Origin of the sequence: Micromonospora tulbaghiae, from assembly GCF_900091605.1 — a bacterium.
GTDB classification, from domain to species: Bacteria; Actinomycetota; Actinomycetes; order Mycobacteriales; family Micromonosporaceae; genus Micromonospora; species Micromonospora tulbaghiae.
The window spans coordinates 167,161-186,024 of sequence record NZ_FMCQ01000009.1 but is presented as its reverse complement, the minus strand read 5'-3'; the positions used below and the strand labels follow the sequence as shown (position 1 = coordinate 186,024).

Below are 18,864 nucleotides of genomic sequence, written 5' to 3'. Positions count from 1 at the left end.
ATCCGGGGCAGGGTCACCCTGCCCCGGATCCCACTCGTTAGCTAGCAGTACAGACGACGACATAGGGGACATAGTGCTCGACGTCAACTTCTTCGACGAGCTGCGCATCGGCCTCGCCACTGCTGACGACATCCGTCAGTGGTCCCACGGCGAGGTCAAGAAGCCCGAGACCATCAACTACCGCACCCTCAAGCCGGAGAAGGACGGGCTCTTCTGCGAGAAGATCTTCGGTCCGCAGCGGGACTGGGAGTGCTACTGCGGTAAGTACAAGCGGGTCCGCTTCAAGGGCATCATCTGCGAGCGCTGCGGCGTCGAGGTGACCCGCTCCAAGGTTCGCCGGGAGCGGATGGGTCACATCGAGCTTGCCGCTCCGGTGACCCACATCTGGTACTTCAAGGGCGTGCCGAGCCGGCTGGGCTACCTGCTGGACCTCGCCCCGAAGGACCTCGAAAAGATCATCTACTTCGCCTCGTACGTCGTGACGAGCGTGGACGCCGAAGCGCGTCACCGCGACCTCTCGACCATCGAGAACGAGATCCTGGCCGAGAAGCGGCAGGCCGAGAACAGCCGCGACTCGGAGATCGAGAAGCGGGCCGCCAAGCTGGAGGCCGACCTGGCCGAGCTGGAGGCCGAGGGCGCGAAGGCGGACGTCCGGCGCAAGGTCAAGGAGGGCGGAGAGCGCGAGATGCGCCAGATCCGCGACCGGGCCCAGCGCGAGATCGACCGCCTCGACGAGGTTCTCGACACCTTCCGCAAGCTGGAGCCGAAGCAGCTGGTCACCGACGAGCTGCTCTACCGCGAGCTGCGCGACCGCTTCGGTGAGTACTTCACCGGCAGCATGGGCGCCGAGGCGATCAAGGCCCTGGTCCAGAACATGGACCTGGGGGCCGAGGCTGAGAGCCTGCGCGAGACCATCCGCTCCGGCAAGGGCCAGCGGAAGATCCGTGCGCTCAAGCGGCTCAAGGTCGTCGCGGCGTTCCAGAACACCCGGAACTCGCCGCTCGGCATGGTGCTGGACTGCGTCCCGGTCATCCCGCCGGACCTGCGCCCGATGGTGCAGCTCGACGGTGGCCGCTTCGCGACCTCCGACCTGAACGACCTGTACCGGCGTGTGATCAACCGGAACAACCGCCTCAAGCGGCTGATCGACCTCGGCGCGCCCGAGATCATCGTCAACAACGAGAAGCGGATGCTCCAGGAGGCCGTCGACGCGCTGTTCGACAACGGCCGTCGCGGTCGTCCGGTCACCGGCCCGGGTAACCGGCCGCTCAAGTCGCTGTCCGACATGCTCAAGGGCAAGCAGGGCCGGTTCCGCCAGAACCTGCTGGGCAAGCGCGTCGACTACTCCGGCCGTTCGGTCATCGTGGTCGGCCCGAAGCTCAAGCTGCACCAGTGCGGCCTGCCCAAGCAGATGGCGCTGGAGCTGTTCAAGCCGTTCGTGATGAAGCGGCTGGTGGACCTCAACCACGCGCAGAACATCAAGTCCGCCAAGCGGATGGTCGAGCGGCAGCGGCCGGTCGTGTGGGACGTGCTGGAAGAGGTCATCGGCGAGCACCCGGTTCTGCTGAACCGCGCGCCGACCCTGCACCGTCTGGGCATCCAGGCCTTCGAGCCGCAGCTGGTCGAGGGCAAGGCCATCCAGATCCACCCGCTGGTCTGCACCGCGTTCAACGCCGACTTCGACGGTGACCAGATGGCGGTCCACGTGCCGCTGTCCGCCGAGGCCCAGGCCGAGGCGCGGATCCTGATGCTGTCGTCGAACAACATCCTCAAGCCGGCCGACGGCAAGCCGGTCACCATGCCGACCCAGGACATGGTCATCGGTCTCTACCACCTCACCCACCTCACTCCGGGAGGCAAGGGCGAGGGCCGGGCGTTCAGCTCGGACGCCGAGGCGCGGATGGCGTACGACAACGGCGAGCTGCACCTGCAGGCGCCGGTCCGGATCCGGCTGCGCGACGTCGTCGGTGTGGACAACGGCGCCGGCGCCGAGCCCTGGACCCCCGCCGAGGGCTGGACCGAGGGCGAGCCGGTGACGGTGGAGACCACTCTGGGCCGGGTCCTGTTCAACGAGACGCTGCCCCCGGGCTACCGCTTCGTGAACTACGAGATCCGCAAGGGCCAGCTCTCCGCGATCGTCAACGACCTCGCCGAGCGGTTCCCGAAGGTGGCCCTGGCGGCCACCCTGGACGGGCTCAAGGAGGCCGGCTTCCACTGGGCCACCTGGTCCGGCGTCACCATCGGCATGGAGGACGTCATCGCTCCGCCGCGCAAGCGGGAGATCCTGGAGCGGTACGAGAAGGAAGCCGACCGGATCGACAAGCAGTACCAGCGTGGTCTGATGACCGCCGAGGAGCGCCGCGGCGAGCTCATCGAGATCTGGACCAAGGCGACCAACGAGGTCGCCAAGGAGATGGACACCGCGCTGCCGCAGGAGAACCCGCTGTGGAAGATGATCAACTCGGGTGCCCGCGGTAACCTGCTCCAGCTCCGGCAGATCGCGGCGATCCGTGGTCTGGTGGCCAACCCGAAGGGCGAGATCATCCCGCGGCCGATCAAGGCCTCGTACCGGGAGGGTCTGTCCGTGCTGGAGTACTTCATCTCCACGCACGGTGCCCGTAAGGGTCTCGCGGACACCGCCCTGCGTACCGCCGACTCGGGTTACCTGACCCGGCGTCTGGTGGACGTCTCGCAGGACGTCATCATCCGCGAGGAGGACTGCGGCACCGACCGTGCCATCCCGATGCAGATCGGTGAGCGGGTCGACGGCAAGCTCGTCGTGCACGAGCACGCCGAGACCAGCGTGCACGCCCGGACGCTGGCCGACGACATCAAGGGGCCGGACGGCACCGTGGTGGCCCACCGCGGCCAGGACATCAACTCCATCCTGGTCGACGCGATCGTCGCCGCCGGGACGGAGACGGTGCGGGTGCGCAGCGTGCTCACCTGCGAGTCGAAGCTGGGCGTCTGTGGTGCGTGCTACGGCCGCTCGCTGCCGACCGGCAAGACCGTGGACGTCGGCGAGGCTGTCGGCATCATCGCCGCCCAGTCGATCGGTGAGCCGGGTACGCAGCTGACGATGCGTACCTTCCACACCGGTGGTGTCGCGGGTGAGGACATCACCCAGGGTCTGCCCCGTGTCCAGGAGATCTTCGAGGCCCGGGTGCCGAAGGGTAAGGCGCCCATCGCCGACACCCCGGGTCGCATCCGGATCGAGGACGGCGAGCGGTCCCGCAAGATCGTGGTCATCCCGGACGACGGCAGCGACGAGATCGTCTACGACAAGATCTCGAAGCGGGTCCGGCTGCGGGCGCACGACGGCGACCACGTCGAGGTCGGCGAGAAGCTCACCGAGGGCACCATCGACCCGCACGAGCTGCTGCGCATCCTCGGCCCGCGCGCGGTCCAGGTCCACCTGACCCAGGAGGTCCAGGAGGTCTACCGCTCGCAGGGTGTGCTCATCCACGACAAGCACATCGAGATCATCATCCGCCAGATGCTCAAGCGGGTGACGGTCATCGACTCCGGCTCGACCGAGTTCCTGCCGGGTGTGCTGGTCGACCGGGCGCTGTTCGAGTCGGAGAACCGCCGGCTCGTCGGCGAGGGTGGCGAGCCCGCCGCCGGTCGCCCGGTGCTGATGGGTATCACCAAGGCATCGCTTGCCACTGACTCCTGGCTGTCGGCGGCCTCCTTCCAGGAGACCACCCGGGTGCTGACGGACGCGGCGATCCACGCCCGCAGCGACTCGCTGATCGGCCTCAAGGAGAACGTGATCATCGGTAAGCTCATCCCGGCCGGTACGGGCATCAGCAAGTACCGCAACGTCCGGGTCGAGCCGACCGAGGAGGCGAAGGCCAAGGTCTACTCGATGACCGGATACCCAGAGACCGATTACGGCTTCGGGCCGGCCAGCGGCCAGGCGGTTCCGCTGGACGACTTCGACTTCGGGTCGTACCGCTAAGCAGTAGAAGACGACGAGGCCCCCGGCATCTGCCGGGGGCCTCGTCGCGTCCGGAGTGCCGGGACCGGGCTGCCTTCCGTCCGGATGGACGGCCAGGTCGGGGCATGATGGAGGGCATGACGACCGTGCCCGGGCAGGTGCCCGTCGCGCCGCAGGCGTACCGCCATCCGCACGATCCGGAGCCGGTCCGCTCCACCAAGGCCCGCGCCGTCTTCGCGCTCGGGCTGATCGGCGCGCTCACCGGTCTGTTCCTCGGCGGCGCGGTGCCGGCCACTGTCGCGCTCATGCTGGCCCGGCAGGCGCGCCGGGAGGCGTACGCCTCGGGTGGTTATCTCACCGGCGCGGACTGGCTGCGGCGCGGCGAGCAGATGGCGCGGACCGGACTGGTGCTGACCGCCGCCGCCGTGGTCGCGGCGGTGGTGATCGGTGTGGTCCGGGCCGCCGACGCCTCGTTCGGCCACGACTTCGCGCCGAACTTCGACTGACCCGGTGGGGGAGCGGGCCCGCGCCCGCCCACCCGACGGTGATCGGCGACGGTAGCCTGGCCGGTGTCCGTCGCGCGGCGGGCGCGTGTGGACAGGAGGATCCCGTGACGGAACCGGCTCCGCCGGGAGGCGACCCGACCCGCGGCGGGCCGTACCCGCCGGGTCCCGCGTCCGCGCCGGCGCACCAGCCGGTGCCGTACGGGGCGTACCCGGGGAACCGGCCGGCGCACGGCGGCGGGTGGCCGGCGCCGGCGAGCGCGCCCGGCCACGGCGGCTGGGGTCCGCACGGCGGTCCGGCGTTCCCGCCGCCGCCGGCCGAGGCGCCGCGGCCGCCGAAGCGGGTCGACGCGGTGCCGGGTACGCCGTTCGGTGTGGTCCACCTCGACGTGCCGCCGGTCACCTCGGGTCTGGCCATCGGGTCGCTCGTCGCCGGCATCGCCGCGATCGGGGTGTCCCTGCTGGTGTTGTGCGTCGGTCTCGCCGGCCGGAACGTCGGCGGTGCCTGGGCGGCGGGCGCGTTCACCGTGCTCGGCGGGCTGATCGGCGTCGGCGCGGTGGTGGCCGGGCTGCTCGCCCGGCGGCAGATCCGGCGGCCGGCGCCGCCGCCCTCGGTCCGGTTCACCGGCGCCCGCCTGGCCGTCGCGGGGATCTCCTGCGGCGCGGTGGGGGTGCTGTTCGGCCTGATCGGGCTCGCCCTGGCCCTGGTGGTGCAGATCACGTGAGGCCCTCGCCGCGACGCCTGTGGCCGGTGACCTGGGTTGAGCGGTATGTCCGGGTGCCCGAAGGCCGGGCGGTGTCGGGGCCGCCGGGTCGTTCGGCGGACGGGCCGGTACACTTGTCACTGTAGGTGCCCATCGTTGGCGCATCGGCGACCCGGAGACCGGGCGGCGGACCGCGGAGCGGTCCTTCCCGACCCATCCGTTTTGACCGGCGCGGCTGTGGTAGGTACTCTTTCCCCTTGTGCCCGGGCTCGCCCGGGCAATGCGTGCGTGCGCTGGAACCGGTCAGCCGGTGATCGCGCGGTCGCACCACCAAGACCAGAACATCCGGTACGACGCGTCAGCGGCCGGCACCGGACCGTGATTTGGGCGACACGCCCGACCGCGGGTGCTGGGGCTCCGTCAGGCGGCCCCGGTTGGAATGTAAGAGAGCCGCCCATCCGGACGGCTGGAGCAGACGGCGCGGTCGCCTCGCAGCGGCCGAAGGGAGCGGAGAAACCCGGTGCCCACCATTCAGCAGTTGGTCCGAAAGGGCCGTCAGGCCAAGACGACCAAGACGAAGACCCCGGCGCTCAAGGGGTCTCCCCAGCGGCGCGGCGTGTGCACCCGTGTGTACACCACCACCCCGAAGAAGCCGAACTCGGCGCTGCGCAAGGTCGCTCGTGTCAAGCTCAGCAGCCAGATCGAGGTGACCGCCTACATCCCGGGCGTCGGCCACAACCTGCAGGAGCACTCGATCGTGCTCGTGCGTGGCGGCCGTGTGAAGGACCTGCCCGGCGTGCGGTACAAGATCGTGCGCGGTTCGCTGGACACCCAGGGTGTCCGCAACCGCAAGCAGGCTCGCAGCCGCTACGGCGCGAAGAAGGAGAAGAGCTGACATGCCGCGTAAGGGACCCGCTCCGCGGAAGCCGCTGGTCGCTGACCCGGTGTACAACTCGCCCCTGGTCACCCAGCTGGTGAACAAGATCCTGATGCGCGGTAAGCGTCAGCTCGCCGAGCGCATCGTGTACGCCGCCCTGGAGGGCTGCCGCGAGAAGTCCGGCACCGACCCGGTCGTCACGCTCAAGCGCGCGATGGACAACGTCAAGCCGACCCTCGAGGTGCGCAGCCGCCGTGTCGGTGGCGCCACCTACCAGGTTCCGGTCGAGGTCCGGCCGTCCCGCGCGACCACCCTCGGTCTGCGCTGGCTGGTGACCTACTCCCGGGCCCGGCGCGAGAAGACCATGGTCGAGCGGCTGATGAACGAGCTGCTGGACGCGAGCAACGGCCTGGGCGCCGCCGTCAAGCGGCGTGAGGACACGCACAAGATGGCCGAGTCCAACAAGGCCTTCGCGCACTACCGCTGGTAACACCTGAGGTTCCGGCGCCCGCCCGGCGCCGGAACCGCCACCAGTTGTGTCGAGACGACGATAAGTAGGGATTGAAGTGGCCGCCGCAGACGCGCTCGCCAACGTACGCAACATCGGCATCATGGCCCACATCGATGCCGGTAAGACCACTACCACCGAGCGAATCCTGTTCTACACCGGCATCACGTACAAGATCGGTGAGGTCCACGAGGGCGCCGCCGTCATGGACTGGATGGAGCAGGAGCAGGAGCGCGGTATCACCATCACTTCCGCCGCCACCAAGTGCGAGTGGAAGGGCCACACGATCCAGATCATCGACACGCCCGGCCACGTCGACTTCACGGTCGAGGTCGAGCGGTCGCTGCGGGTGCTGGACGGTGCGGTCGCGGTCTACGACGGCGTGGCCGGCGTGGAGCCCCAGACGGAGAACGTCTGGCGGCAGGCGGACAAGTACAACGTCCCCCGGATGTGCTTCGTCAACAAGCTCGACCGGACCGGCGCCGACTTCTTCCGCTGCGTGCAGATGATGATCGACCGGCTCAACGCCACCCCGCTGGTGCTCCAGATCCCGATCGGCGCCGAGTCCGACTTCATCGGCGTGGTCGACCTGGTCGAGATGCGCGCGCTCACCTGGCGCGGCGAGACCCAGAAGGGTGAGGACTACGCGGTCGAGGAGATCCCGGCCGACCTCGCCGACTCCGCCGCGGAGTGGCGCGAGAAGCTGATGGAGACCCTCGCCGACGTCGACGACTCGGTGATGGAGAAGTACCTCGAGGGCGAGGAGATCTCGGTCGACGAGATCAAGGCCGCCATCCGCCGGTCCACCATCGCCGGCAAGGCCAACCCGGTCCTCACCGGTACCGCCTTCAAGAACAAGGGCATCCAGCCGATGCTGGACGCGGTCGTCGCGTACCTGCCCTCGCCGCTGGACATCCCGGCGATCGAGGGTACGGCCACCGACGGCGAGACTCCGCTGCAGCGGAAGCCCGCGGTCTCCGAGCCGTTCTCCGGTCTGGCCTTCAAGATCCAGACCGACAAGCACCTCGGCAAGCTCACCTACGTCCGGATCTACTCCGGCACGCTCGAGTCCGGTTCCCAGGTGATCAACTCCACCAAGGACCGCAAGGAGCGGATCGGCAAGATCTACCAGATGCACGCCAACAAGCGGGAGGAGCGCAGCTCCGCCCAGGCCGGCGACATCATCGCGGTGCAGGGTCTGAAGCAGACCACCACCGGTGACACCCTGTGCGACCCGGCGAACCCGGTCATCCTGGAGTCGATGACCTTCCCGGAGCCGGTCATCGAGGTGGCCATCGAGCCGAAGACCAAGGCCGACCAGGAGAAGCTCAGCACCGCCATCCAGCGGCTGGCCGAGGAGGACCCGACCTTCCGCGTCAAGCTGGACGACCAGACCGGTCAGACGGTCATCTCCGGCATGGGCGAGCTGCACCTGGACATCCTGGTCGACCGGATGCGCCGCGAGTTCAACGTCGAGGCGAACATCGGCAAGCCGCAGGTGGCGTACCGTGAGACCATCCGCCGCAAGGTGGAGAAGATCGAGTACACCCACAAGAAGCAGACCGGTGGTTCCGGCCAGTACGCCCGCGTGATCATCAGCGTGGAGCCGCTGCCGCTGGGCAACGACGCGCCGACCTACGAGTTCGCCAACGCCGTGACCGGTGGCCGCATCCCCCGGGAGTTCATCCCCTCGGTGGACGCGGGCGCGCAGGACGCCATGCAGTACGGCATCCTCGCCGGCTTCCCCCTGGTGGGCGTCAAGCTCACCCTGGTGGACGGCCAGTACCACGAGGTCGACTCGTCGGAGATGGCATTCAAGATCGCCGGCTCGATGGCGATGAAGGAGGCGGCCCGCAAGGCCGACCCCGCACTCCTCGAGCCGATGATGGCCGTTGAGGTCACCACTCCTGAGGAGAACATGGGTGACGTCATCGGCGACCTCAACTCCCGGCGTGGCATCATCCAGGCGATGGAGGAGCGCAGTGGCGCTCGCGTCGTCCGGGCTCTGGTGCCGCTGTCGGAGATGTTCGGCTACGTCGGCGACCTGCGGTCGAAGACCCAGGGCCGGGCTAGCTACAGCATGCAGTTCGACTCCTACGCCGAGGTTCCGAACTCGGTGGCCAAGGAGATCATCGCCAAGGCGACGGGTGAGTGACGCTCACCCTCGGCTGATCCGATGACGCGAGGGCGGTCGCGGGAGGGTTCTCCCGCCCGCGGCCACCTCGATCGGGTTGCGTGAGACCGGGCCTGTAGGCTTCATCGCCGCAGAACCCACAAAAGCTCTCCGGCCTTCCGGCCGGAAAGGCTGTCGACAGAGTCCTAAGCGCCGAACCGCGCGCCGGGGCGAACGAACCAAGAAAGTCCACAGGAGGACCCAGTGGCGAAGGCGAAGTTCGAGCGGACTAAGCCGCACGTCAACATCGGCACCATTGGTCACATCGACCACGGTAAGACGACGCTGACGGCGGCCATCACCAAGGTCCTGCACGACCAGTACCCGGACCTGAACCCGTACACGCCGTTCGACGAGATCGACAAGGCGCCGGAGGAGAAGGCCCGCGGCATCACGATCTCCATCGCGCACGTCGAGTACCAGACCGAGGCGCGTCACTACGCGCACGTCGACTGCCCCGGTCACGCCGACTACATCAAGAACATGATCACCGGTGCCGCGCAGATGGACGGCGCGATCCTGGTGGTGGCGGCGACCGACGGCCCGATGCCGCAGACCCGCGAGCACGTGCTGCTGGCCCGTCAGGTCGGTGTGCCGTACATCGTCGTGGCGCTCAACAAGAGCGACATGGTCGACGACGAGGAGCTCCTGGAGCTCGTCGAGCTCGAGGTGCGCGAGCTGCTCTCCTCGCAGGAGTACCCGGGTGACGACCTGCCGGTCGTCCAGGTCTCCGCGCTGAAGGCGCTCGAGGGCGACCCGGTGTGGACCGAGAAGCTGCTCGAGCTGATGAGCGCGGTCGACACCGCGATCCCGCAGCCCGAGCGCGAGACCGAGAAGCCGTTCCTCATGCCCGTCGAGGACGTGTTCACGATCACCGGTCGTGGCACCGTCGTCACCGGTCGTGTCGAGCGTGGCGTGCTGCTCCCGAACGAGGACGTCGAGGTCGTCGGCATCCGCGAGAAGGGCTTCAAGACCAAGGTCACCGCGATCGAGATGTTCCGGAAGACCCTGGACGACGCCCGCGCAGGCGAGAACGTCGGCCTGCTGCTGCGTGGCACCAAGCGCGAGGACGTCGAGCGCGGCATGGTGGTCATCAAGCCGGGCACCACGACCCCGCACACGGAGTTCGAGGCGACGGTCTACATCCTCTCCAAGGAGGAGGGCGGCCGGCACACCCCGTTCTTCCAGAACTACCGCCCGCAGTTCTACTTCCGGACCACGGACGTCACCGGCGTCGTCACGCTGCCCGAGGGCACCGAGATGGTCATGCCGGGCGACAACACCTCGATGTCGGTGAAGCTGATCCAGCCCATCGCCATGGAGGACAACCTGAAGTTCGCGATCCGCGAGGGTGGTCGTACGGTCGGCGCGGGTCGCGTCACCAAGATCATCAAGTGAGCTGGGTAACCCCGATTAGCGTCGCCGCCGGTCGTGCGGCATACTAGTCAGGTTGCGTAACGACGGTCGGTCACCTGCGTCCGGTTAACGCTGGACCTCCGGGAGTCAGACTGTCTCGCGTAGGGTGGTTGGCTGCCATCGGGCGGTCAACCACCCTCGCGCGGCGTCCAGGTCGCGGTTCCCGCGACCGGCGCCATGACCCACCGCGTGGTCAGAGGATCGCTCCGGAGTCCCGGGGCGGAGCCTGGCCCACGGGCGCGACACGCCCGACCGCGGGGGTCGGCGGAAGTGGGCCTGTGCCAGCCGGTACAGGCGCCCGCAACACAGCGGCATCGAGAGAAGGAACAGAAGCCACCATGGCGGGACAGAAGATCCGCATCCGGCTCAAGGCCTATGACCACGAGGTCGTCGACTCCTCGGCTCGGAAGATCGTCGAGACGGTGACGCGTACCGGGGCGCAGGTCGCTGGCCCGGTGCCGCTGCCCACGGAGATCAACCGTTTCTGCGTCATCCGCTCGCCGCACAAGTACAAGGACTCGCGCGAGCACTTCGAGATGCGTACGCACAAGCGTCTGATCGACATCATCGACCCGACCCCGAAGACGGTCGACTCGCTCATGCGCCTCGACCTGCCGGCTGGCGTCGACATCGAGATCAAGCTGTAGGGACCGGACAAATGGACAGGCAAGTCAAGGGGATCCTGGGCGCCAAGCTCGGCATGACCCAGGTCTGGGACAACAACAAGGTTGTGCCCGTGACCGTGGTTCAGGCCGGCCCGTGCGTCGTGAGCCAGGTTCGTAGCGCCGACAAGGACGGCTACTCCGCGGTCCAGCTGGCGTACGGGGTCATCGACCCGCGCAAGGTCAAGAAGCCGGTCGCCGGGCACTACGCCAAGGCGGACGTCGCGCCGCGCCGGCACATCGTCGAGCTGCGCACCTCCGACGCCGCGGACTACGCGCCGGGCCACGAGGTCACGGTCGAGCAGTTCCCGGCCGGCGTCGTGATCGACGTGACCGGAAAGACCAAGGGCAAGGGCTACGCCGGCCCGATGAAGCGGCACGGCTTCCACGGCCTGCGCGCCAGCCACGGTGTCGAGCGCAAGCACCGCTCGCCCGGCTCGATCGGCGCCTGCGCGACCCCGGGTCGCGTCTTCAAGGGCACCCGGATGGCGGGCCGGATGGGTGGCGTGCGCTACACCGTCCAGAACCTGACCGTCCAGGCGGTCGACACCGAGAACAACCTCCTGCTCGTCCGCGGCGCCATCCCCGGCCCGAAGGGCGCGCTGGTCCTGGTCCGCACTGCGGCCAAGGCGAAGGTGAAGAAGGGCGGTGCGGCCAAGTGACCACCGTTGACGTCATCAACGTCGAAGGCGCCAAGAGCGGCTCCGTCGAGCTGCCGGCCGACATCTTCGACGCACAGGCCAACATCGCCCTGATGCACCAGGTCGTGGTGGCCCAGCTTGCGGCGGCCCGTCAGGGTACGCACAAGACGAAGACCCGCGGCGAGGTCTCCGGTGGAGGCAAGAAGCCGTACAAGCAGAAGGGCACCGGTCGTGCCCGCCAGGGCTCGACCCGCGCGCCGCAGTTCGCCGGCGGTGGCGTGGTCCACGGCCCGGTGCCGCGCGACTACAGCCAGCGCACCCCGAAGAAGATGAAGGCCGCCGCCCTGCGTGGCGCCCTCTCGGACCGGGCCCGCGCCGGCCAGGTGCACGTCGTCGAGGCGTTCGTCTCGGGTGAGAAGCCGTCCACCAAGGCGGCCCTGGCCACGCTGACCAAGCTGACCCAGGCCCGCCGGGTCCTGGTCGTGCTGAGCAGCACCGACGAGCTGAACTGGGTGTCGCTGCGGAACCTGCGCAACACGCAGGACGGCCGGGTGCACCTGATCGAGGCCGGCCAGCTCAACACCTACGACGTGCTGGTGGCCGACGACGTGGTCTTCACCAAGGAGGCCCTGGACGAGTTCCTGGGCGTGCCGGCCGAGACCACCGAGGAGGATGGCAAGTGAGCACGATCGCCGATCCGCGTGACGTCATCGTCGCGCCGGTCGTCTCGGAGAAGAGCTACAGCGAGCTGAACCGCAACTGGTACACCTTCCTGGTGCACCCGGACGCCAACAAGACCGAGATCAAGATCGCTATCCAGCAGATCTTCAACGTCCGCGTCCTGACGGTCAACACGCTCAACCGCGAGGGCAAGCGCAAGCGGACCCGTACCGGGTTCGGCAAGCGCAAGGACACCAAGCGCGCGATGGTGAAGCTGGCTGACGGTGACCGTATCGAGGCCTTCGGCGGCCCGGTCAGCTGAGGGGTGTAGACAATGGCTATCCGTAAGTACAAGCCGACGACGCCGGGCCGGCGTGGCTCGAGCGTTGCCGACTTCGCCGAGATCACCCGGTCGACGCCCGAGAAGTCGCTGCTGGCTCCGCTGCCGAAGAAGGGCGGACGCAACGCCCACGGCCGGATCACCACGCGGCACCACGGTGGCGGCCACAAGCGCCAGTACCGTCTGATCGACTTCAAGCGGGTCGACAAGGACGGCGTGCCGGCGAAGGTCGCCCACATCGAGTACGACCCGAACCGCACCGCGCGTATCGCGCTGCTGCACTACGCCGACGGCGAGAAGCGTTACATCCTCGCGCCGAAGGACCTGAAGCAGGGCGACCGCGTCGAGTCCGGTCCGGGCGCCGACATCAAGCCGGGCAACAACCTGCCGCTGCGCAACATCCCGGTCGGTACCACCATCCACAACGTGGAGCTGCGTCCGGGCGGCGGCGCCAAGCTGGCCCGCTCGGCCGGCGTCGGCATCCAGCTGCTCGGCCGTGAGGGCGCGTACGCGACCCTGCGTATGCCGTCCGGTGAGATCCGGCGCGTGGACGTGCGCTGCCGCGCCAGCATCGGCGAGATCGGCAACGCCGACCAGTCGAACATCAACTGGGGTAAGGCCGGCCGTATGCGGTGGAAGGGCAAGCGCCCGACCGTCCGTGGTGTCGCGATGAACCCGGTCGACCACCCGCACGGTGGTGGTGAGGGTAAGACCTCCGGTGGTCGCCACCCGGTCAACCCGCAGGGTAAGCCCGAGGGCCGCACCCGTCGTAAGGGCCAGCCGAGCGACCGGCTGATCGTCCGCCGCCGCTACGCCACGCGTAAGCGCGGCTGAGGGAGATAAGACATGCCTCGCAGCCTGAAGAAGGGCCCGTTCGTCGACGACCACCTGCTCAAGAAGGTGGAGACGCAGAACGACAAGGGCTCGAAGAACGTCATCAAGACCTGGTCGCGGCGCTCGACGATCATCCCGGAGATGCTGGGTCACACGATCGCCGTGCACGACGGACGCAAGCACGTCCCGGTCTTCGTGACCGAGGCCATGGTCGGGCACAAGCTCGGCGAGTTCGCGCTGACCCGCACGTTCAAGGGTCACGAGAAGGACGACCGGAAGAGCCGCCGGCGCTGACGCCGCGGGCATACGGATAGAGGAACAAGGGGTTACAGCGATGCCAGGAAAGGGCGACGCTCCGGTGCTTCCGGGCGCGCGGGCGGTTGCGCGGCACGTGCGCATCTCGCCGATGAAGGCGCGCCGGGTGGTCAACCTCGTCCGCGGCCTGCCCGCGAAGGAGGCGCTCACGGTGCTGCAGTTCGCGCCGCAGGCTGCGAGCGAGCAGGTGTACAAGGTGCTCGCGAGCGCGATCGCCAACGCGGAGAACAACGAGCGGCTGGACCCCGACGCGCTGCTCGTCAGTGAGGCGTTCGTCGACGAGGGCCCGACCATGAAGCGGTTCCGGCCGCGGGCGCAGGGCCGGGCGTACCGGATCCGCAAGCGCACCTGCCACATCACCGTGGCGGTCGAGGCGGTTGCGGCGGCCACGCCGAAGAAGTCGGCGAAGAAGGCCGCTCCGGCCAAGCCGGCCGCTGAGGAGCAGAGCACGACGGAGGGTGCCGAGTAATGGGTCAGAAGGTTCACCCGACCGGGTTCCGGCTCGGCATCTCGACCGACTGGAAGTCCCGCTGGTTCGCGGACAAGCTCTACAAGGACTACATCGGCGAGGATGTCAAGATCCGCCGGATGATGTCCAAGGGCCTCGAGCGCGCCGGCATCTCCAAGGTCGACATCGAGCGCACCCGGGACCGGGTCCGCGTCGACATCCACACCGCCCGGCCGGGCATCGTCATCGGCCGTAAGGGTGCGGAGGCCGACCGGATCCGCGGCGAGCTGGAGAAGCTCACCGGCAAGCAGGTCCAGCTGAACATCATCGAGGTGAAGAACCCCGAGTCGGACGCGCAGCTGGTCGCCCAGGGCGTCGCCGAGCAGCTGTCCAGCCGGGTCAGCTTCCGCCGGGCCATGCGCAAGGCGATGCAGTCCGCGATGAAGAACCCCGCCTGCAAGGGCATCCGGGTTCAGGTCTCGGGCCGTCTCGGCGGCGCCGAGATGAGCCGGACCGAGTTCTACCGCGAGGGCCGGGTTCCGCTGCACACGCTGCGGGCCAACATCGAGTACGGCTTCTTCGAGGCCCGTACCACCTTCGGCCGGATCGGCGTGAAGGTCTGGATCTACAAGGGCGACGCCGTCCCGGGCCGCGAGGCCCCGGCCGAGGCCGCCCCGTCGCGCGGCCCGCGCCGCGACCGTGGCGACCGGCCGGACCGGCCGCGCCGTGGCCGCTCGGGCTCGTCCGGTACGACCGCCGGTGGCACCGAGGCCGGCCGGGCTGCCGCGACCACCATCGCGCAGCAGGCGGAGACGCCGGCCGGTGAGCCGGTCGACAGCGCTGCGGTCGCCGCGGCAGCTTCGGCTCCGGCGGCTACCCAGCCGGCAGAAACGCAGCAGGAGGGCTGACAGATGCTGATGCCGCGCAAGCCCCCGAAGGGCTTCCGCAAGCCGCACCACCCGGACCGCAGTGGCGCGTCCAAGGGTGGTAACCGGGTGGTGTTCGGCGAGTTCGGGATCCAGGCTCTCGAGCCGGCGTACGTGACCAACCGCCAGATCGAGTCGGCGCGTATCGCGATGACCCGTCACATCAAGCGTGGCGGCAAGGTCTGGATCACGATCTTCCCGGACCAGGCCCTCACCAAGAAGCCGGCCGAGACCCGGATGGGTTCCGGCAAGGGTTCGCCCGAGTGGTGGGTCGCCAACGTGAAGCCGGGGCGGGTTCTCTTCGAGATGTCCTTCCCCAACGAGCAGATCGCGCGAGAGGCGATGCGTCGCGCGATCCACAAGCTCCCGATGAAGTGCCGCATTGTTACGCGCGAAGTGGGTGAATCCTGATGGCAGCGGTCGTCAAGGCCTCCGAGCTGCGTGAGCTCTCCGACGAGGAGCTGGTCACGAAGCTGCGCGAGGCGAAGGCGGAGCTGTTCAACCTCCGCGTGCAGGGCGCAACCGGGCAGCTGGACAACAACCGGCGGCTGCAGGTCATCCGTCGGGAGATCGCCCGGATCTACACGATCATGCGTGAGCGTGAGCTGGGTCTCTCGGCCGCGCCGACTGAGGTGACTGCATCATGAGTGAGAACACCACCGCCCCCGCGCGGGCCCGCCGCAAGGTTCGCGAGGGCCTCGTGGTCAGCGACAAGATGGACAAGACCGTCGTGGTCGAGGTCGAGGACCGGGTCAAGCACGCGCTGTACGGCAAGATCCTGCGCCGTACGCGCAAGCTGAAGGTCCACGACGAGCAGAACGCGGCCGGCATCGGAGACCGGGTCCTGATCATGGAGACCCGGCCGCTGTCCGCCACCAAGCGCTGGCGGATCGTGGAGATCCTCGAGAAGGCCAAGTAGCGAAGGCTCGAGCTCGGCCGGTCTCGGTCGGGCGCAGGTTCCGCCAGGCTCCGGCCGCCCCGAGCGGCCGGAGAACCGGCAGACATAGGAGATAGACGTGATTCAGCAGGAGTCGCGACTGCGCGTCGCCGACAACACGGGTGCCCGGGAGATCCTGTGCATCCGGGTGCTCGGCGGCTCCGGTCGGCGCTACGCGAGCATCGGCGACGTCATCGTGGCCACCGTCAAGGACGCGATCCCCGGTGCCGGTGTGAAGAAGGGCGACGTCGTCAAGGCCGTCGTCGTTCGGACCGCCAAGGAGAAGCGGCGGCCGGACGGGTCGTACATCCGCTTCGACGAGAACGCCGCCGTCATCATCAAGGACGGCGGGGACCCGCGCGGTACCCGCATCTTCGGCCCGGTGGGCCGGGAGCTGCGGGACAAGCGGTTCATGAAGATCATCTCTCTCGCGCCGGAGGTGTTGTGACCGTGAAGGTCAAGAAGGGCGACACGGTCGTCGTCATCGCCGGCAAGGACAAGGGTGCCAAGGGCAAGGTCATCGCGGCCTACCCGCGGCAGGACAAGGTCCTGGTCGAGGGCGTGAACCGGGTCAAGAAGCACACCCGTATCAGCACCACCCAGCGTGGCGCCAAGACCGGTGGCATCGTCACCCAGGAGGCCCCGATCCACGTCTCGAACGTGATGGTCCTGGACTCCGACGGCAAGCCGACCCGCGTCGGCTACCGGATCGACGACAACGGCCAGAAGGTCCGCATCGCGCGTAGCACCGGTAAGGACCTCTGATGACCACGGCTACCGAAACCAAGACCCTGCCGCGCCTCAAGGAGCGGTACCGCAACGAGGTGGTGGCCGACCTGCAGAAGCAGTTCGAGTTCGCCAACCCGATGCAGGTGCCGCGGCTGGTCAAGATCGTCGTCAACATGGGTGTCGGCGAGGCCGCTCGCGACGCCAAGCTGATCGACGGGGCTGTCCGCGACCTGGCCACCATCACCGGCCAGAAGCCGCAGGTCCGGCGGGCCACCAAGTCCATCGCGCAGTTCAAGCTCCGCGAGGGCATGCCGATCGGCGCGAAGGTCACCCTGCGCGGCGACCGGATGTGGGAGTTCCTGGACCGGCTGCTCTCGATCGCGCTGCCGCGTATCCGTGACTTCCGCGGCCTGGACGGGCGCAAGCTCGACGGGCACGGCAACTACACGTTCGGCCTGACCGAGCAGTCGGTGTTCCACGAGATCGACCAGGACAAGATCGATCGCCAGCGGGGCATGGACATCACGGTGGTCACGACCGCCACGACCGACGACGAGGGCCGGGCGCTGCTCAAGCTCCTGGGCTTCCCGTTCAAGGAGAACTGAGATGGCCAAGAAGGCGCTGATCATCAAGGCGGCCGCGAAGCCGAAGTTCTCGGTTCGCGCGTACACCCGCTGCCAGCGGTGCGGGCGTCCGAAGGCGGTCTACCGCAAGTTCGGTCTCTGCCGGGTGTGCATCCGGGAGATGGCCCACCGCGGTGAGCTGCCCGGCGTGTCCAAGGCTTCCTGGTAATAGCCCGGCGCGCTCCGGCGCGTCAGCTGAACTGTCTCTTCGCCGTAGGCCCCGGGCCTGGCCCGGGGAACCCCGGCGAGAAAGGTTGACGAGTTTTCATGACGATGACCGACCCGATCGCAGACATGCTCACGCGTCTGCGTAACGCCAACCAGGCGTACCACGACCGGGTGACGATGCCCTACTCGAAGATCAAGGCGAACATCGCCGAGGTCCTCAAGGCCGAGGGCTACATCGCCACCTGGGCGGTCGAGGAGCCCGAAGAGGGCGCCGTCGGCAAGCGACTGGTCGTCGAGCTGAAGTACGGCCAGAACCGCGAGCGGAGCCTGGCCGGCATCAAGCGCGTGTCCAAGCCCGGTCTCCGGGTGTACGCCAAGTCGGACGGGCTCCCCCGGGTGCTCGGCGGGCTGGGCGTGGCGATCATTTCGACGTCCCAGGGGCTGCTCACCGACCGGCAGGCCCGCAAGCGGAGCGTTGGCGGGGAAGTCCTCGCCTTCGTCTGGTAACGGGAGACAGGTAGAAATGTCGCGTATTGGACGTAAGTCGATCCCGGTACCTTCCGGCGTCGACATCACGATCGACGGCCAGACCGTCAAGGTCAAGGGCCCCAAGGGCGAGCTGAGCCACGTGCTGGCCGAGCCGATCACGGCGGAGCGGGGCGAGGGCGGCGAGCTGCACGTCAACCGGCCCAACGACGAGCGCAAGGCCAAGGAGCTGCACGGCCTGAGCCGTACGCTCGTGGCCAACATGATCGTCGGCGTGACCGAGGGCTACCGCAAGAGCCTGGAGATCGCCGGCACCGGTTACCGCGTGACCGCCAAGGGCAAGGACCTGGAGTTCGCGCTCGGGTTCTCGCACCCGGTCCTGGTGCAGGCGCCGGAGGGCATCACCTTCACGGTCGAGAAGCCGACGCTGTTCCACGTGGCCGGCATCGACAAGCAGCAGGTCGGTGAGATCGCCGCCAACATCCGGAAGATCCGCCCGCCGGAGCCCTACAAGGGCAAGGGCGTGAAGTACCAGGGCGAGGTCATCCGCCGCAAGGCTGGAAAGGCAGGTAAGAAGTGAGCGCCACGCTGCTCAAGCGCCGCCGCGGCGTCGCCGCCAAGCGTGCCGTCGGGCGTGCGCGTCGGCACTTCCGGGTCCGCAAGAACATCAGCGGCACCGCCGAGCGTCCCCGCCTGGTCGTCACCCGCTCCCTGCGGCACGTGGTGGCCCAGATCGTCGACGACACCAAGGGTCACACCCTGGCGTCGGCCTCGACCATGGACGCCTCGCTGCGCGGCGCCGAGGGCGACAAGCGCGCCCTGGCCGGCAAGGTCGGCGCCCTGCTCGCCGAGCGTGCCAAGGCCGCCGGCGTCTCGAAGGTCGTCTTCGACCGCGGTGGCAACCGGTACGCGGGGCGTGTCGCCGCGCTTGCCGACGCCGCCCGCGAAGCCGGGCTCGAGTTCTAGAAACCCCG

At 68.5% G+C, this 18,864-nt stretch carries 25 protein-coding genes; all 25 read left to right on the top strand.

Translation table 11 applies throughout. From position 1 onward, the window contains the following. Positions 1 to 73 precede the first annotated feature (73 nt). On the top strand, positions 74 to 3,961 hold the full coding sequence (locus GA0070562_RS24405) for a DNA-directed RNA polymerase subunit beta' (protein ID WP_091426414.1): 3,888 nt from the start codon (positions 74 to 76) through the stop codon (positions 3,959 to 3,961). 116 nt (positions 3,962 to 4,077) lie between these two features. Then, positions 4,078 to 4,446 carry a hypothetical protein gene (locus GA0070562_RS24400; RefSeq protein ID WP_175438857.1) on the top strand — a complete coding sequence of 123 codons (369 nt, stop codon included), beginning with the start codon at positions 4,078 to 4,080 and terminating at the stop codon, positions 4,444 to 4,446. Positions 4,447 to 4,796: 350 nt separating this feature from the next. Continuing rightward, positions 4,797 to 5,168, top strand: a complete 372-nt coding sequence (locus GA0070562_RS30380; protein ID WP_175438866.1) for a hypothetical protein — start codon at positions 4,797 to 4,799, stop codon at positions 5,166 to 5,168. Positions 5,169 to 5,667: 499 nt separating this feature from the next. Further along, a complete protein-coding gene (rpsL, locus tag GA0070562_RS24390) occupies positions 5,668 to 6,042 on the top strand; it encodes a 30S ribosomal protein S12 (RefSeq protein ID WP_007465318.1) in 375 nt (124 codons plus the stop codon). 1 nt (position 6,043) lies between these two features. Beyond that, on the top strand, positions 6,044 to 6,514 hold the full coding sequence (gene rpsG / locus GA0070562_RS24385; RefSeq protein ID WP_073828950.1) for a 30S ribosomal protein S7: 471 nt from the start codon (positions 6,044 to 6,046) through the stop codon (positions 6,512 to 6,514). Positions 6,515 to 6,590: 76 nt separating this feature from the next. Further along, a complete protein-coding gene (gene fusA / locus GA0070562_RS24380; RefSeq protein ID WP_091426409.1) occupies positions 6,591 to 8,687 on the top strand; it encodes an elongation factor G in 2,097 nt (698 codons plus the stop codon). 222 nt (positions 8,688 to 8,909) lie between these two features. Then, entirely contained in the window at positions 8,910 to 10,103 is a 1,194-nt protein-coding gene (gene tuf, locus GA0070562_RS24375; protein ID WP_091426406.1) for an elongation factor Tu, read from the top strand. A 356-nt stretch (positions 10,104 to 10,459) separates the two neighbouring features. Further along, positions 10,460 to 10,768: a 30S ribosomal protein S10 gene (rpsJ, locus tag GA0070562_RS24370; RefSeq protein WP_007073037.1), complete on the top strand. Its 309-nt coding sequence runs from the start codon at positions 10,460 to 10,462 to the stop codon at positions 10,766 to 10,768. A gap of 11 nt (positions 10,769 to 10,779) precedes the next feature. Beyond that, on the top strand, positions 10,780 to 11,445 hold the full coding sequence (gene rplC / locus GA0070562_RS24365; RefSeq protein WP_091426403.1) for a 50S ribosomal protein L3: 666 nt from the start codon (positions 10,780 to 10,782) through the stop codon (positions 11,443 to 11,445). Beyond that, the gene (rplD, locus tag GA0070562_RS24360; RefSeq protein ID WP_073828946.1) at positions 11,442 to 12,107 is read left to right on the top strand and encodes a 50S ribosomal protein L4; all 666 of its coding nucleotides are present in this window, start codon (positions 11,442 to 11,444) and stop codon (positions 12,105 to 12,107) included. The genes rplC and rplD overlap by 4 nt, the downstream gene beginning before the upstream one ends. Next, entirely contained in the window at positions 12,104 to 12,406 is a 303-nt protein-coding gene (rplW, locus tag GA0070562_RS24355) for a 50S ribosomal protein L23 (protein WP_013288632.1), read from the top strand. Before rplD ends, rplW begins: the two co-directional genes overlap by 4 nt. A gap of 12 nt (positions 12,407 to 12,418) precedes the next feature. Then, positions 12,419 to 13,258 (top strand): 50S ribosomal protein L2, encoded by an 840-nt coding sequence (gene rplB, locus GA0070562_RS24350; RefSeq protein WP_091426400.1) that lies wholly within the window; start codon positions 12,419 to 12,421, stop codon positions 13,256 to 13,258. A gap of 12 nt (positions 13,259 to 13,270) precedes the next feature. Beyond that, a complete protein-coding gene (rpsS, locus tag GA0070562_RS24345; RefSeq protein ID WP_007073032.1) occupies positions 13,271 to 13,552 on the top strand; it encodes a 30S ribosomal protein S19 in 282 nt (93 codons plus the stop codon). 40 nt (positions 13,553 to 13,592) lie between these two features. Then, the gene (rplV, locus tag GA0070562_RS24340; protein ID WP_013288630.1) at positions 13,593 to 14,042 is read left to right on the top strand and encodes a 50S ribosomal protein L22; all 450 of its coding nucleotides are present in this window, start codon (positions 13,593 to 13,595) and stop codon (positions 14,040 to 14,042) included. Further along, positions 14,042 to 14,929, top strand: coding sequence for a 30S ribosomal protein S3 (rpsC, locus tag GA0070562_RS24335; protein WP_091426398.1), 888 nt, complete (start codon positions 14,042 to 14,044; stop codon positions 14,927 to 14,929). The genes rplV and rpsC overlap by 1 nt, the downstream gene beginning before the upstream one ends. A 3-nt stretch (positions 14,930 to 14,932) precedes the next feature. After that, on the top strand, positions 14,933 to 15,358 hold the full coding sequence (gene rplP / locus GA0070562_RS24330) for a 50S ribosomal protein L16 (RefSeq protein ID WP_007465292.1): 426 nt from the start codon (positions 14,933 to 14,935) through the stop codon (positions 15,356 to 15,358). Further along, positions 15,358 to 15,594, top strand: coding sequence for a 50S ribosomal protein L29 (gene rpmC / locus GA0070562_RS24325; RefSeq protein WP_091426394.1), 237 nt, complete (start codon positions 15,358 to 15,360; stop codon positions 15,592 to 15,594). Before rplP ends, rpmC begins: the two co-directional genes overlap by 1 nt. Next, entirely contained in the window at positions 15,591 to 15,866 is a 276-nt protein-coding gene (gene rpsQ, locus GA0070562_RS24320; RefSeq protein WP_091426392.1) for a 30S ribosomal protein S17, read from the top strand. Before rpmC ends, rpsQ begins: the two co-directional genes overlap by 4 nt. 97 nt (positions 15,867 to 15,963) lie before the next feature. Then, positions 15,964 to 16,332, top strand: coding sequence for a 50S ribosomal protein L14 (gene rplN / locus GA0070562_RS24315; protein ID WP_007073026.1), 369 nt, complete (start codon positions 15,964 to 15,966; stop codon positions 16,330 to 16,332). Continuing rightward, the gene (gene rplX / locus GA0070562_RS24310; RefSeq protein ID WP_013288626.1) at positions 16,329 to 16,649 is read left to right on the top strand and encodes a 50S ribosomal protein L24; all 321 of its coding nucleotides are present in this window, start codon (positions 16,329 to 16,331) and stop codon (positions 16,647 to 16,649) included. Before rplN ends, rplX begins: the two co-directional genes overlap by 4 nt. Further along, positions 16,649 to 17,218, top strand: a complete 570-nt coding sequence (gene rplE, locus GA0070562_RS24305; protein WP_091426389.1) for a 50S ribosomal protein L5 — start codon at positions 16,649 to 16,651, stop codon at positions 17,216 to 17,218. The genes rplX and rplE overlap by 1 nt, the downstream gene beginning before the upstream one ends. A 1-nt stretch (position 17,219) precedes the next feature. Then, positions 17,220 to 17,405: a type Z 30S ribosomal protein S14 gene (locus GA0070562_RS24300; RefSeq protein ID WP_007465272.1), complete on the top strand. Its 186-nt coding sequence runs from the start codon at positions 17,220 to 17,222 to the stop codon at positions 17,403 to 17,405. Between the two features lie 98 nt (positions 17,406 to 17,503). After that, on the top strand, positions 17,504 to 17,911 hold the full coding sequence (gene rpsH / locus GA0070562_RS24295; RefSeq protein ID WP_091426388.1) for a 30S ribosomal protein S8: 408 nt from the start codon (positions 17,504 to 17,506) through the stop codon (positions 17,909 to 17,911). Positions 17,912 to 17,927: 16 nt separating this feature from the next. Then, positions 17,928 to 18,470, top strand: a complete 543-nt coding sequence (gene rplF, locus GA0070562_RS24290) for a 50S ribosomal protein L6 (RefSeq protein ID WP_091426385.1) — start codon at positions 17,928 to 17,930, stop codon at positions 18,468 to 18,470. Next, positions 18,467 to 18,856 (top strand): 50S ribosomal protein L18, encoded by a 390-nt coding sequence (rplR, locus tag GA0070562_RS24285; RefSeq protein ID WP_091426382.1) that lies wholly within the window; start codon positions 18,467 to 18,469, stop codon positions 18,854 to 18,856. Before rplF ends, rplR begins: the two co-directional genes overlap by 4 nt. The last annotated feature ends 8 nt before the right edge of the window (positions 18,857 to 18,864 follow it).

Excerpts from the sequence above, each read along its gene's own strand:
- GA0070562_RS24400 (WP_175438857.1), top strand. The coding sequence starts at position 4,078 with ATGACGACCGTGCCCGGGCAGGTGCCCGTCGCGCCGCAGGCGTACCGC.
- rpsG (WP_073828950.1), top strand. The coding sequence starts at position 6,044 with ATGCCGCGTAAGGGACCCGCTCCGCGGAAGCCGCTGGTCGCTGACCCG.
- rpsJ (WP_007073037.1), top strand. The coding sequence starts at position 10,460 with ATGGCGGGACAGAAGATCCGCATCCGGCTCAAGGCCTATGACCACGAG.
- rplC (WP_091426403.1), top strand. The coding sequence starts at position 10,780 with ATGGACAGGCAAGTCAAGGGGATCCTGGGCGCCAAGCTCGGCATGACC.
- rplB (WP_091426400.1), top strand. The coding sequence starts at position 12,419 with ATGGCTATCCGTAAGTACAAGCCGACGACGCCGGGCCGGCGTGGCTCG.
- rpsS (WP_007073032.1), top strand. The coding sequence starts at position 13,271 with ATGCCTCGCAGCCTGAAGAAGGGCCCGTTCGTCGACGACCACCTGCTC.
- rplV (WP_013288630.1), top strand. The coding sequence starts at position 13,593 with ATGCCAGGAAAGGGCGACGCTCCGGTGCTTCCGGGCGCGCGGGCGGTT.
- rpsC (WP_091426398.1), top strand. The coding sequence starts at position 14,042 with ATGGGTCAGAAGGTTCACCCGACCGGGTTCCGGCTCGGCATCTCGACC.
- rplP (WP_007465292.1), top strand. The coding sequence starts at position 14,933 with ATGCTGATGCCGCGCAAGCCCCCGAAGGGCTTCCGCAAGCCGCACCAC.
- rpmC (WP_091426394.1), top strand. The coding sequence starts at position 15,358 with ATGGCAGCGGTCGTCAAGGCCTCCGAGCTGCGTGAGCTCTCCGACGAG.
- rpsQ (WP_091426392.1), top strand. The coding sequence starts at position 15,591 with ATGAGTGAGAACACCACCGCCCCCGCGCGGGCCCGCCGCAAGGTTCGC.
- rplE (WP_091426389.1), top strand. The coding sequence starts at position 16,649 with ATGACCACGGCTACCGAAACCAAGACCCTGCCGCGCCTCAAGGAGCGG.
- GA0070562_RS24300 (WP_007465272.1), top strand. The coding sequence starts at position 17,220 with ATGGCCAAGAAGGCGCTGATCATCAAGGCGGCCGCGAAGCCGAAGTTC.
- rpsH (WP_091426388.1), top strand. The coding sequence starts at position 17,504 with ATGACGATGACCGACCCGATCGCAGACATGCTCACGCGTCTGCGTAAC.
- rplF (WP_091426385.1), top strand. The coding sequence starts at position 17,928 with ATGTCGCGTATTGGACGTAAGTCGATCCCGGTACCTTCCGGCGTCGAC.